This is a genomic window from Pseudomonas sp. Fl4BN1, from assembly GCF_009908285.1.
GTDB lineage: Bacteria > Pseudomonadota > Gammaproteobacteria > Pseudomonadales > Pseudomonadaceae > Aquipseudomonas.
Genome location: NZ_JAAARM010000037.1, coordinates 20,447 through 33,106 on the forward strand (window position 1 = coordinate 20,447; position 12,660 = coordinate 33,106).

Here is a 12,660-nt window from a genome sequence, read left to right on the forward strand (position 1 = left end):
ACGATCGCGTCACGACTTTTTTTGCAGTAAGTGGTTATAAAAATAACACTGCAGGCTAACTCGAAAGTTTCATTTTCTTGTTTTATCTGCTCCCACTCAATGTGCCTTTGTGCATGTAAAAAAAGAAGGAAAGCTTCATGTTCCAGAAGAGCTGGGCAAGCCGTGTCGTCTCCACTACGGCCGTGATGTATCTCTTCGCGCCGCAGGTCGTACACGCCGATTTTCTCGATGATCGTCAGGTCAGTCTGGGGGCGCGCAACTTTTACATCGACCGTGATTTCAAGCAGTCCGATGCGCCTAAATCGCGTATTGGCAGTTGGACCCAAGGCTTTGATTTTCGCGCCATCTCGGGTTACACCGAAGGCACCTTGCAGTTCGGCCTGGACCTTTCGGCGCAGTACGCCTACCGCTTGGACGGCGGTGGCGGGCGTGGGCCCGACAGCATCATTCCCTACGACAGCCGCAGGGGCGAGCAGGTGCGCGATTACGGTCGCGCGGCGTTGACCGGGAAGGTGCGCTACAGCAAGACCGAACTGAAAATCGGCGAACTGCGGCCGACCTTGCCAGTGGCCTATCTCGACGACACCCGGCAGTTGATCACCACCTATCACGGGGTGCAGGTCGAATCCAAGGAAGTGGACAACTTGACCCTCACCGGCGGGCGCTTTACAGAAATCAGCTCACGAGAGTCCTCCAATCGGGAAAGAATGTACTTGTTCAATGGGCCCGACGTTCAACGGCGCAGTGACGGTTTGAACTTCGGCGGGGCGACCTATGCCTTCAGTCCGAACTTCTCGACTACTTATTTCTATGGGCAACTGGAAGACATCTATCAACAACACTATTTAGGGCTGACTTACAGTCACGACCTGGGCGCCGGTTACGGGGTGAAAACCGACTTGCGCTATTTCAATAACAAGGAAGATGGCAAGGCCTTGTACGGCAATATCGACAACCGCTCCTATGGCGTGATGACGACCCTGAAAAAGGCTGGCCACAGCTTTGGCGTCGGCTACCAGCGCATGCTCGGCGAGTCGACGTTCCCGACCCTCAACGGCTATGCGCCGCAGCCGTACTTGGTGAACTGGTCGACCATCGCCTTCGTCAAGCCCAACGAGAGTTCCTGGCAACTGCGCTACGACTACAACTTCGCCGCCATGGGCCTGCCCGGCTTGAAACTGATGACCCGCTATATGCGCGGCACCGGCATTGACCGGGGCAACAACGCGCTGGATCAGAACGTCGAAAGTGAACGCAACATCGTCCTGGGGTACGTGGTGCAAAGCGGCACGTTCAAGGACCTGGGCCTGGAGTGGCGCCGGATCGACGTGAAGACCCGTTATGGCAGTGGTCGTGCATCCGGTCCGGACTATCAGGAGAACCGCTTGATCACCACCTACACCTGGAAATTCTGAGGCGCTCACCTGAACCTTGCCGCTGCTGTATCGGGCGGCACTTTTGCTCTGCCGTGGTTTTCTCCCGCATGGATTGCTCCGGCAGTTTTTTCCTGTTGAACCCGAGGATTGCCCATGCGCGGTTTTTAGAGCGCAACTGACTCCGGTCGAATCCACAGGGCTACAGCCACCTCGGCCACCTGCACCGGGATGCCTTGTTCCGTTGGTGCGGGGCGCTCTTTTAACGCTCATTGGTGCGTCGCCTGACCCACTCATTACCCGTCGAGGTTGTCATGAAGTTGTATGAGCTGATCACCTTTACCTTACGCGTAGGCACCGTGGCCCAGGCCATGGACTGCTTGGAAGGCCGCCTGGCCGACAGCGTCGAAGGGGTGTCCCTGTTGGGATGCTGGGCCTCGGACATTGGCCCCTTGAACCAGATTGCGCTGCTGCGCGGGTTTGTCGATGAAGCCACTCGTCAGGCCGAGCGCGAACGTTACCTGGGGAGTGTCGACGCCTTTGGCATCGGTACCTGGTTGACTGATATGCGGGTGGAAAACTACAGCCGGTTCGGCTTTCTCAAACCGTTGCCGCCGGGCGCCCATGGACCCTTCTACGAGTTCCGGGTTTATGACCTGGTGCCCGCGGGGCTGGCGCCAACGCTCAAGGGCTGGGAGCAAGCCATCGGGCCGCGTACCGCTGCGGAGTATTCGGCGGTGTACGCGGCTTTTTACGCCACCGATGGTCGCACCCCGCGTTACCTGCACATCTGGCCTTACAGCAGCCTTGAGCAGCGCTTGGAGGTGCGCAGTCGCGCAGTTCGGGATGGCGTCTGGCCTGCGCAAAACACCGCCCCGCAATTGCGCGACATGCACTCGACTCTGTACCTGCCGGCTCGTTTCTCGCCGTTGCAGTGAGCGCCCCCGTGCAAGGGCGCGCATCCAGCAGGTGACGGCCCCTGGTGGTTAGAAGGTCTTCGTTACGCTGGCGACCAGGGTGGCGCCGCACAAGTCGCTGAAACCGTAGTTGCTGGTGCACTGGGTTTTCGACAGGTCGGTATCGATGTAGCTCAGGCCCAGCACTACGCCGAGCACTTCGCGGGTCAGCTTGGCCTGCCACTCGCGGTAGCTGTCCACGCCTTTTTCCGAAGCCCCGACCAGCCGTGGATCCTTGAAGTCCATTTCGCCATAACGCAGGCTCAGACCCAGTTCCAGGGGCAGTCGGGTTTCGTAGCCTATGTAGCGGTACAGCGTGCTCTGCTTGCTGTCGATGCCCGGTGCATCATCGGAGTAATAGGCCGCCAGCTTGACCCCGTAGACGCTGAGAATGCCGTAGACCTCGCCCTGGTTGAACTGCGACTCGCGCGGGTAGGTGAACTTCAGGTAGCCCAGGTCGAGGCTCACCGCTTCGCTGGCCTGCCACAGCCAGCCGCCGTAGTAGTCGACTTCCTGGCGGGTTTTCAGGCCGCCGCCGAAGTCGACGTTGGAGCTCCAGGCGCCCAGGTACAGGCCATTGTTGTGCAGCAAGGTCACGGCGCCTTGCACCGCCGGGTCGTTCTTGCTCTGCGAGATGCCGCGGGTGCGGTAGTCGCTGGCCAGGGTCAGTTCCAGCTCTACGGCCAGGTCATCGGTCAGGGGGATGGCCTGGCTGGTCATGGGCAGCAGGCACAAGGAACCGAGGGCGAACAGGGTGAGGGTCTTCATAGGCTTCCCGTTATTGTGATTGTTATGGGCAGATGTCACGCAAGGCTGCGCCGGGCCCCGACGTCGGCAAGACGCGGGGGCGGGCAGCGGTTCAGCAGTTGTGATTAGAGAGGGCGGGTATAGATTTCGCGGCCGGCGAACCAGGTTTGCAGGACTTGGGTTTCATGCAGGGCTTTTTCATCGACGGCGAATACGTCGCGGTCGACGACGATGAAGTCGGCCTGTTTGCCGGCGCTCAGTGAGCCGATCTGCTGCTCCAGGCCAATGGTGCGCGCGGCATTCAGGGTGTAGGCGTAGAACATGGTTTCGCGGTCCAGGCTTTCATCGGCGTTGAGTACCCCCAATGGCCCCTTGCGGGTGATGGCCTGGGCCATGGCATTCCATGGGTTGGGCGAGGACACCGGCCAGTCGCTGGCGCCGGAGAGGGTCGCGCCGTGCTTGAGCAACGAGTGCGCCGGGTATTGGTAGCGGAACGCCATGGCACTGACGTAGGGCTTGATCATGTCCGTGGTGTAGTCGTCGGCGGAGGCCCACAGCAGTTGCATCGAGGCAATCACGTTGAGCGGCTTGAAGCGCGCGAACTCCTTGGGGTTGACCATCTGCAGGTGGGTGATGGAGTGGGTGATGCCGCTCTGGCGATCCTTGCGTGCCTGCTCGATGCCGTTCAGCGATTCGCGCACCGCGCGGTCGCCGATGGCGTGGATGTGCACCAGCCAGCCGCGCTGGTCGATGGCGCTGACCAGTTCGCCAAAGTGTGCCGGGTCGATCAGCAGCTCGCCGGGTTTGCGGGAGTTCTTGTAGGGCTCGAGCATTGCCGCGCTCTGTGCCGGGTATTCGATCACGCCGTCGGCGAAGATCTTGATGCCGGGCAGGGTCAGGTTGGGGATGCCCTGGAATTGCTGGCGCACCTTGTCCAGGGTGTCGAGGTCGGCCGGCAGGCTTTTCGGGTTGGCCACCAGCAGTGCGGCAACGTGGGCGGTCATCTCGCCGCTTTGTGCCAAGGCCTTGTAGGCGGGCAGCATGCCGACGGTTTTCTCGGTGGGCTTGAGGGCGAACAGCGCCTCGCCAGGGGCGGCATTGGCGGCCGGGTCCATCCACGCGGTAATGCCCAGGCTGTTGTTGTAGTGCAGGGCCGATTGCGCGGCGCGCAGCATCGCGGCGGCATCCGCTACCGGCATTTTCGCCGACACCCGATCCCAGCCGGCGTCCACCAGGAAGCCGTTGGGGCGGCCGTCGGCCAGTTTGCCGATGGTGCCGCGCTCGGCTTCCGGCAGGCGCTTGAGCAACTCGGCGTCGATGCCGGCGCGTTGCAGCATGAAGTCATTGGCCCAGGCGGTGTGGTGATCGCTGCCGGTGAACACCACCGGCACCTTGGCCCATTCACCCTGGTTGAAGTGCTGGCCCAGGGCTTCGGCCTGGGACCAGTAGGCCGAACTCATACCGGCGATGGTCAGCACATCGCCATGCTTGGCCGTGCCGTCGTCACGCCAGGTACGCAGGCGCTGTTCCAGTTCATCGAGGTTGAGCACCGCGTCCTGCAGGTTGGCGCTGGTCATTTCCAGGCCGCCGAAGATCGCGTGGGAGTGGGTGTCGATCAGCCCGGGCATCAAAGTCTTGCCCCCCAGGTCGATGACCCGGGTGCCTGGCTCGATCAGCGCCTTGATCTGTGCGTCGCTGCCCACTTGCAAGACCTTGCCGTTCTCCACCGCCAGTGCCTGGACCTTGGGCTGGGCCCGGTCGGCGGTGAAAATCTGGCCATTGAGCAGCACCAGGTCGGTGGCGGCCATGGCTTCCAGCGAGGCAAAACTCACGGCAGCGACCAACAGATTCGGGATGAATCTTTTCATTGAATATTTCCTTGTTATTGCGTCTGATCGCCAGATTAGGGGCGGATCCCGGCCAGCAGAACGCCTCATCCACGAAAAACATTTTTGCCTGAATGGAAAAACCATGGACAAGTTGAGTGCCTTGAAGATGTTCGTGGTCACCGCCCAACTGGGCAGTTTCAGCCGGGCAGCCGAGCAGATGGGCAAGACCCCGTCGGCCCTGACCAAGGCGGTCAATCACCTGGAAGCCGATCTCGGTTCGCGGTTGTTCGAGCGCAGTACCCGGCGGATTGTGCTGACCGAGGTCGGACGGCTTTATCTGGACACGGCGCGCCAGGTGTTGCAGCGGCTGGAGGAGGTCGGCGAGGAGGTCGAGCAGTTGCAGCATGGCCTGCGCGGCAACCTGAAAGTCACCGCGCCGCTGGCTTACGGCCAGGCGTTTCTCGATCAGGTCTGCGGCGGGTTTCTGCAACAGTATCCGCAGATCAACCTGCAAGTGGACCTGTGCGATGAGTTCGTCAACCTGCTCGAAAGCGGTTACGACCTGGCTCTGCGGCAAGGCCATGACGACCTGCCGGGGCTGATTGCCCGGGGGGTCGGCAGCAACCGCCTGGCTCTGTGCGCGAGCCCGGACTACCTGGCCCGCAAGGGGCTGGCGGTGACCCCGCAAACCCTCGATGAGCATGAGTGGCTGCTGTATAGCCACCCCTTGCTCAGCCGCGAGTTCTGGTGGGTCGAGCGCGACGGCCAGCGCCTGAGCCTGGCACAGCCCCTGGCGCCGCGCTTGCGCAGCGACAACTACGACCTGCTGCTGGCCAATGCCCTGGCCGGGTGCGGGCTGCTGCACACCCCGCTGTGGAGCGCCGCGCCTTACCTGGCCGACGGGCGCCTGGTGCGGCTGATGGCGGACTACGCCATCGACCCGGACAGTTTCGGCCCGCACATCCTCGCGGTGTACCCCAGCCACCGGCGCGCGACCGCCAAAGTGCAGGCGTTCATCGATTACATCGCAGGTTTTCTGGCGACCCGTGGCCTGGACTGATTGGCGGTTCTTGTCAGATAAATCCGAGAGGAGTACAAATGTACTCCATGACGACTTTATCTCCCCGGCGCACTGCCATCCTGACCTTTATCCGCGATCGAATTGCCGATCACGGCCAGCCCCCAAGCCTCGCTGAAATCAGCGAGGCTTTTGGTTTTGCCTCGCGCAGCGTGGCGCGCAAGCATGTGGTGGCGCTGACCGAAGCCGGGTTTATCGAGGTCAATCCGCACCAGGCCCGGGGCATCCGCCTGGTGCATCAGGGCCGGCGCCCCGAGCTGCTGGAAATTCCGCTGCTGGGCCGGGTGGCGGCCGGTGCGCCGATTGGCGCGGATGCCGAGATCCACAGCCACTTGATGCTGGATGCGGCGATGTTTTCCCGGACCCCGGATTACCTGTTGCGGGTGCAGGGCGACTCGATGATCGGCGACGGCATTCTCGACGGCGACCTGGTGGCGGTGCGCCGCAGTGCCGAGGTGCGCAACGGCCAGATTGTGGTGGCGCGGCTGGACGGCGAAGTCACCATCAAGCGCTTTGAGCGCAGCGGCGAGCAGGTGCGCCTGTTGCCGCGCAACCCGGCCTATGCGCCGATCCTGGTGGCGGCCGATCGCGACCTGGCCATCGAAGGGGTGTTCTGTGGCCTGGTGAGGCAAGGGTGATGGGCGCGGTGATTGCCCTGGACTCGCTGTTCAATGCCGGGCGGGTCTGGAAGGGCCGGCCCGCTGCTCCGAGCGTCAGCCCGCAACCCACCGGCCATGCTGCGCTGGATGCGGTCTTGCCCAATGGTGGCTGGCCGCAAGCGGCGCTCACGGAAATCCTTATCGCGGCCCCGGGGGTGGGCGAGTTGCAACTGCTGTGGCCGACCCTGGCGCGGCTGTCGGCAGCGGGCGAGCGGATTGTCCTGGTGGCGCCGCCGCATGTGCCGTATCCCCAGGCCTGGCAGAACGCCGGAGTCGATGTGCGCCAGCTGTCGCTGGTCCAGGCCGCTGAGCGCGATGCCTTGTGGGTCGCCGAGCAATGCCTGCGCTCGGGCAGTTGCGGTGCCGTGCTGTGCTGGCCGCAACAGGCCGATGACCGTGCCTTGCGGCGCTTGCAGGTGGCGGCGGAAACCGGCCAGACCCTGGCCTTCGCCTACCGCTCGCAGACGGCTGCGATCAATCCGTCACCCGCGGCCCTGCGCATTGCGCTGGATGCCCGGCCGGCGCAGTTGCGGGTGCTCAAGTGCCGTGGCGGGCTGGCTCATGCGGCGCCGATTGCCTTCAGTCCGGGGCATTGAGGTTGCCATGCGCTGGGTCTGTATTCTGTTCCCGCAATTGGCGCTGGACGCGGTGCTGCGCCAGTCTGCCGAACCCGATGCGCCGCTGGCGCTGCTGAGCGGCACGCCGCAGCGGCGAGTGATCCAGGCGGTGAATGGTGCGGCCCGCGAGTTGGGCCTGCGCCCTGGCCAGTCGTTGAGTGCGGCCCAGGCCCTGACCAAGGGCTTTGCCAGCGCCGAATACGACCCCGCTGAAATCGAGCACTGGCAGCAGTTCCTCGCCGCCTGGGCGTACAGCTTCAGCTCGCAGGTCAGCGTGCATTACCCGCGCACCCTGCTGTTCGAAATCGAGTCGAGCCTGGACCTGTTTGGCCCCTGGCCGCTGTTGCAGGCGCGCTTGCAGGCCGAGCTGACGGCCCTGGGGTTTCGCCATCGGATCGTTGTCGCGCCCAATCCGGCGGCGGCCCGGGTCCTGGCCAATGCCTATGAGGCCTTGGCCGTGCCTGACCAGGACACCTTGCGCCGCACCCTGGGACCGTTGCCCATTGAACGCCTGGGCTTGCCCCCGGAGCAGGCCACGGCTTTGTCGCGCATGGGCCTGCGCACCTTCGAGCAACTGCACCAGTTACCCCGGCAGAGCCTGGCCCGGCGTTTCGACGGCGCCTTGCTCAAGCAGCTCGACACGCTGCTGGGGGAGCGTCCGCTGGGGCTGGCGTTCTACCAGCCGCCGGACCGCTTCGACCTGCGCATCGAGTTGAATTTCGATGTGCTGTCCCATCAGGCGCTGCTGTTTCCCCTGCGCCGATTGACCGCCGACCTGGCGGCCTTTCTCTGTGGCCGCGACAGCGGGGTGCAGCGTTTCGCCCTGCACCTTGAGCATGCCGAAGGCGCCGATACGCTGATTGCGGTCGGGCTGCTCAGTGCCGAGCGTGACCCCGCGATGCTGTTCGAACTGGCCCGTGGCCGCCTGGAACAGATCCAGGTGCCGGCGCCGGTGCGCAACCTGCGCCTGGTGGCTGAAGACCTGCCGCTGTTCGTGCCCCAGCACCGCGAACTGTTCGACGAGCGCCCGCAGCAGAACCTGCCCTGGGAGCAGTTGCGTGAACGCTTGCGGGCCCGGCTGGGGGATGACGCGGTGCAGGGCCTTGGGCACCGCGCGGATCATCGTCCGGAACTCAGTTGGTTGCCCAGCAGCACCCCGGCTCCCTGTCCAGCCAATCCCGGGCTGCGGCGCCCGGGCTGGTTGTTCATCGAGCCCCAGGCCCTGCACGAGGGGTCGGTACGGGTGCTCATGGGCCCGGAACGCATCGAGTCCGGTTGGTGGGACGGTGCCGACGTGCGCCGCGACTACTACTTGATCGAAACCTCGGCCGGCCAGCAAGGCTGGGCCTATCGTCGGGTCGGCGAGCCGGGGCCGTTGCTCCTGCAAGGCTGGTTCGCATGAACGGCTACGCCGAGCTGCATTGCCTGTCCAACTTCAGTTTCCAGCGCGGCGCCTCCAGTGCCCGGGAGCTGTTCGAGCGTGGCCAGGCCCTGGGTTATCAGGCTCTGGCGATCACCGACGAGTGCACCCTGGCGGGGATTGTCCGCGCCTGGCAGGCCTCCCGCGACAGCGGCCTGAAGCTGATTGTCGGCAGTGAAATGCAGGTCGAGGACGGCCCGCGCCTGGTGCTGCTGGTGGAGGACCTGCCGGGTTACCAGGGCTTGTGCCGGTTGATCACCCGGGCCCGGCGCCGGGCCGAGAAGGGCACGTACCGCTTGCTGCGGGAAGACTTCGCCGAGCCGCTGCCGGGGCTGCTGGCCCTGTGGTTGGCGGGCAGCACGAATGACCTGGAGCAGGGCCGCTGGCTGCAGCAGGTATTCCCCGAGCGGCTGTGGCTGACGCTGGAGTTGCACTGCGCCCAGGACGATGCCCGGCGCCAGCAGGAGCGGCTGGCCCTGGCCCGGCAGTTGGGGCTGCCGGCCGTGGCCTGTGGCGATGTGCACATGCATGTGCGTGGGCGCCGGGCGCTGCAGGACACCATGACCGCGATCCGCCATCACCTGCCAGTGGCCGAGGCCGGGGAGCGTTTGTTCGCCAATGGCGAGCGTCACCTGCGTGCCCTTGAGGTGCTGCAAGGCTTGTATCCCCAGGCCTTGCTCGACGAGTCGCTGAGGATTGCCGAGCGCTGCCGTTTCGACCTCGGCCAGTTGCGCTATCAATACCCCCGGGAGCTGGTGCCCGCGGGCCACGATGCCGAATCCTGGCTGCGGCTGCTGACCCAGCGCGGGATCCAGCAGCGTTGGCCCGGCGGCGCCCGGCCCGAGGTGCTGCTGCAGATCGACAAGGAACTCGAGCTGATCAGCGAGCTGGGCTACGAGAGCTATTTCCTTACCGTGCACGACATCGTCGACTTCGCCCGGCGCCAGCACATTCTCTGCCAGGGCCGCGGCTCGGCGGCCAACTCGGTGGTGTGTTTCGCCCTGGGCATCACCGAAATCGACCCCGACCGTTCGACCTTGCTGTTCGAGCGCTTCCTGTCCAGGGAACGCAACGAGCCGCCGGACATCGACGTCGATTTCGAGCACGAGCGCCGCGAAGAGGTGCTGCAGTATGTGTTTCGGCGTTACGGCCGGCATCGCGCGGCGCTGACGGCGGTGGTCAGCACCTACCACGGCGCCGGCGCGGTGCGCGACGTGGCCAAGGCCCTGGGCCTGCCACCGGATCAGGTCAATGCCCTGGCCGATTGCTGCGGCCACTGGAGCGATACCCCGCCCAGCGTCGAGCGCCTGCAGGAGGCCGGTTTCGACCCCCAGAGCCCGGTGCTGCACCGAGTGCTGAGCCTGACCGGGCAGTTGATCGGTTTCCCCCGGCACCTGTCCCAGCATCCCGGTGGTTTCGTGATTTCCGAGCAGCCTCTGGACAGCCTGGTGCCGGTGGAGAACGCCAGCATGGCCGAGCGCACGATCATCCAGTGGGACAAGGACGACCTGGACATGGTCGGCCTGCTCAAGGTGGATATTCTCGCCCTGGGCATGCTCAGTGCCATCCGCCGCTGCTTCGACCTGATCCACGGTTATCGCGGCCAGCGCTACAGCCTCACCAGCATTCCCGCCGAAGACCCGGCGACCTACGAAATGATCGGCCGCGCCGACACCATCGGGGTGTTCCAGATCGAGTCCCGGGCGCAGATGTCGATGCTGCCCAGGCTCAAGCCGAAGAACTTCTACGACCTGGTGATCGAGGTGGCGATCGTGCGCCCCGGACCGATCCAGGGCGGGATGGTTCATCCCTACCTGCGCCGGCGTAACCGCCAAGAGCCGGAAACCTATCCGTCTCCTGAGCTTGAAGACGTACTCAAGCGCACCCTGGGGGTGCCCTTGTTTCAGGAACAGGTGATGCAAATCGCCATTGTCGCCGCCGACTACACCCCGGGGGAGGCCGATCAGTTGCGCCGCTCCATGGCCGCCTGGAAACGCCACGGCGGCCTGGAACCGCACCGCGAGCGGCTGCGTGCGGGGATGAACAAGAATGGCTACAGCGATGAGTTCGCGGCGCAGATCTTCGAGCAGATCAAGGGCTTTGGCAGCTACGGCTTTCCCGAATCCCATGCCGCCAGTTTCGCCTTGCTGACCTACGCCAGCTGCTGGCTCAAGTGCCACGAACCGGCGGCCTTCGCTTGCGCCCTGATCAATAGCTGGCCCATGGGTTTCTACAGCCCCGACCAGATCCTCCAGGACGCCCGTCGCCATGGTTTGCAGATCCGCCCGGTGACGGTCGATGCCAGTGCCTGGGACTGTAGCCTGGAGCCGCTCCCCGACCAGCAGCCGGCCTTGCGCCTGGGCCTGCGGATGATCAAGGGCTTTCGCCAGGAGGATGCCGCGCGCATCGAGAGTGCCCGGCGCCAGCGCGTCTTTGTCGATATCGCCGACCTGGCTGAGCGTGCCCGGATCGACCTGCGGGCCCAGGAGTTGCTGGCGGATGCCGGGGCTTTGCGTGACCTGGCCGGGGATCGTTACCAGGCCCGCTGGGAGGTGGCCGGGGTGGAGCAGCAACTGGGGTTGTTCGCCGGCTTGCCAAGCCCGACCGAGGCCGCGGTGGAGTTGCCCCGGCCCAGCGTCGGCGAAGACCTGCAGGCGGATTACCACAGCCTCGGCACCACCCTCGGCCCGCATCCCCTGGCGCTGTTGCGCCTGCAACTCAAGGCCCAGCGCTGCCGCAGTTCCCGGGAGCTGCAGGGGCTGGAGCACGGGCGGCCGGTGAGCGTGGCCGGGCTGGTCACCGGCCGCCAGCGCCCGGGCACTGCCAGCGGGGTGACCTTCGTCACCCTCGAAGACGAGTTCGGCAACGTCAATGTGGTGGTCTGGCGCGACCTGGCGGAACGCCAGCGGCGGGTGCTGGTGGGGTCGCAGTTGCTGCGGGTCGACGGGATCCTGGAAACCGAGGGTGAAGTGCGCCATCTGATTGCCGGGCGGCTGCGGGACCTGACCCCGTTGCTGGACGGTATCAGCGTGCGTAGCCGGGACTTTCGCTGATGGATCAAATACTTGCCCGAAAAGGCTGGAGCAGGCCAACGGATCAGACAGTCAATTGACTGACGCCAGAGTTTTTTATTCCTTTTCGCGATGATGTCCATTTGGCATACTCGCCGTCGATGATGCCCCCAGCATCAAGTTTCAGTACGCCCTGCCTGGCATTTTTGCGCCCGCACAGACTGCGTTTCGGGGTGAGTGTGGCAGGGCGAAAACGCGGTTTAATGGGTTCTCGGAAAGGAACATAGAGTGCGAGTGATCTCGAAGTGGGTGTTGTCTGGTGTAACCCTGGCAGTGTTGGCAGGCCTGAGCGGTTGTGCCACGGAAAGCTCCCGGGCGTTGCCGGTGGAGAAGGTCCAGAGCGCCAATCAGGTTTGGACCGGGGTCCGGGTACCCATGGCCGTGGGCAAGTTCGATAACCGCTCCAGCTATATGCGCGGGATCTTCTCCGACGGCGTCGACCGCCTCGGCGGCCAGGCCAAGACGGTGCTGATCACCCACCTGCAGCAGACCAACCGCTTCAGCGTGCTGGACCGCGACAACATGGGCGAGATCAAGCAGGAAGCGACCATCAAGGGCCAGGCGCAGAAGCTCAAGGGCGCCGATTTCGTGGTCACCGGCGACGTCACCGAGTTTGGTCGCAAGGAAACCGGCGACCACCAGTTGTTCGGCATTCTCGGCCGTGGCAAGACCCAGGTGGCCTACGCCAAGGTTGCGTTGAACATCGTCAACATCAGCACCTCCGAAGTGGTGTATTCCACCCAGGGCGCCGGTGAGTACGCCTTGTCCAACCGCGAGGTGATCGGCTTCGGCGGCACCGCCTCCTACGACTCGACCCTCAATGGCAAGGTCCTTGACCTGGCCATGCGTGAGGCGGTCAACCGTATGGTCGAGGCCATCGATACCGGTGCCTGGAAACCCAGCCACTGAT

General features: G+C 64.4%; 10 protein-coding genes. 8 read left to right on the forward strand and 2 right to left on the reverse strand.

What is annotated here, in order from left to right:
* The first annotated feature begins 137 nt into the window (after positions 1–137).
* Both GV818_RS28220 and GV818_RS28225 read left to right on the forward strand, forming a co-directional pair.
* Positions 138–1,415, forward strand: a complete 1,278-nt coding sequence (locus GV818_RS28220; RefSeq protein ID WP_161757840.1) for an OprD family porin — start codon at positions 138–140, stop codon at positions 1,413–1,415.
* A gap of 272 nt (positions 1,416–1,687) precedes the next feature.
* Positions 1,688–2,311, forward strand: a complete 624-nt coding sequence (locus GV818_RS28225; RefSeq protein ID WP_161757839.1) for an NIPSNAP family protein — start codon at positions 1,688–1,690, stop codon at positions 2,309–2,311.
* Between the two features lie 48 nt (positions 2,312–2,359).
* Here the strand turns inward: GV818_RS28225 and GV818_RS28230 are convergent, their stop codons facing one another.
* Both GV818_RS28230 and GV818_RS28235 read right to left on the reverse strand, forming a co-directional pair.
* Positions 2,360–3,097, reverse strand: coding sequence for a TorF family putative porin (locus GV818_RS28230; protein WP_161778100.1), 738 nt, complete (start codon positions 3,095–3,097; stop codon positions 2,360–2,362).
* A 104-nt stretch (positions 3,098–3,201) separates the two neighbouring features.
* A complete protein-coding gene (locus tag GV818_RS28235) occupies positions 3,202–4,944 on the reverse strand; it encodes an amidohydrolase (RefSeq protein WP_161778101.1) in 1,743 nt (580 codons plus the stop codon).
* Between the two features lie 103 nt (positions 4,945–5,047).
* On the opposite strand from GV818_RS28235, the gene GV818_RS28240 reads away from it, so the two are divergent.
* From GV818_RS28240 to GV818_RS28265, 6 genes are all read left to right on the forward strand, one after another.
* The gene (locus tag GV818_RS28240) at positions 5,048–5,965 is read left to right on the forward strand and encodes a LysR family transcriptional regulator (RefSeq protein WP_161778102.1); all 918 of its coding nucleotides are present in this window, start codon (positions 5,048–5,050) and stop codon (positions 5,963–5,965) included.
* Between the two features lie 38 nt (positions 5,966–6,003).
* Complete coding sequence (lexA, locus tag GV818_RS28245) at positions 6,004–6,621, forward strand: transcriptional repressor LexA (RefSeq protein WP_161778103.1); 618 nt, start codon at positions 6,004–6,006, stop codon at positions 6,619–6,621.
* Positions 6,621–7,238, forward strand: a complete 618-nt coding sequence (gene imuA, locus GV818_RS28250) for a translesion DNA synthesis-associated protein ImuA (protein WP_161757834.1) — start codon at positions 6,621–6,623, stop codon at positions 7,236–7,238. The genes lexA and imuA overlap by 1 nt, the downstream gene beginning before the upstream one ends.
* 7 nt (positions 7,239–7,245) lie before the next feature.
* Positions 7,246–8,661: a Y-family DNA polymerase gene (locus GV818_RS28255; protein WP_161757833.1), complete on the forward strand. Its 1,416-nt coding sequence runs from the start codon at positions 7,246–7,248 to the stop codon at positions 8,659–8,661.
* The gene (locus GV818_RS28260; protein ID WP_161778104.1) at positions 8,658–11,732 is read left to right on the forward strand and encodes an error-prone DNA polymerase; all 3,075 of its coding nucleotides are present in this window, start codon (positions 8,658–8,660) and stop codon (positions 11,730–11,732) included. The genes GV818_RS28255 and GV818_RS28260 overlap by 4 nt, the downstream gene beginning before the upstream one ends.
* A 246-nt stretch (positions 11,733–11,978) precedes the next feature.
* Positions 11,979–12,659, forward strand: a complete 681-nt coding sequence (locus tag GV818_RS28265; RefSeq protein WP_161757831.1) for a CsgG/HfaB family protein — start codon at positions 11,979–11,981, stop codon at positions 12,657–12,659.
* The last annotated feature ends 1 nt before the right edge of the window (position 12,660 follow it).

Bases quoted from the DNA above. Each gene is read 5' to 3' on its own strand.
- GV818_RS28220 (WP_161757840.1), top strand. From the start codon at position 138: ATGTTCCAGAAGAGCTGGGCAAGCCGTGTCGTCTCCACTACGGCCGTG.
- GV818_RS28225 (WP_161757839.1), top strand. From the start codon at position 1,688: ATGAAGTTGTATGAGCTGATCACCTTTACCTTACGCGTAGGCACCGTG.
- GV818_RS28230 (WP_161778100.1), bottom strand. From the start codon at position 3,097: ATGAAGACCCTCACCCTGTTCGCCCTCGGTTCCTTGTGCCTGCTGCCC.
- GV818_RS28235 (WP_161778101.1), bottom strand. From the start codon at position 4,944: ATGAAAAGATTCATCCCGAATCTGTTGGTCGCTGCCGTGAGTTTTGCC.
- GV818_RS28240 (WP_161778102.1), top strand. From the start codon at position 5,048: ATGGACAAGTTGAGTGCCTTGAAGATGTTCGTGGTCACCGCCCAACTG.
- lexA (WP_161778103.1), top strand. From the start codon at position 6,004: ATGTACTCCATGACGACTTTATCTCCCCGGCGCACTGCCATCCTGACC.
- imuA (WP_161757834.1), top strand. From the start codon at position 6,621: ATGGGCGCGGTGATTGCCCTGGACTCGCTGTTCAATGCCGGGCGGGTC.
- GV818_RS28255 (WP_161757833.1), top strand. From the start codon at position 7,246: ATGCGCTGGGTCTGTATTCTGTTCCCGCAATTGGCGCTGGACGCGGTG.
- GV818_RS28260 (WP_161778104.1), top strand. From the start codon at position 8,658: ATGAACGGCTACGCCGAGCTGCATTGCCTGTCCAACTTCAGTTTCCAG.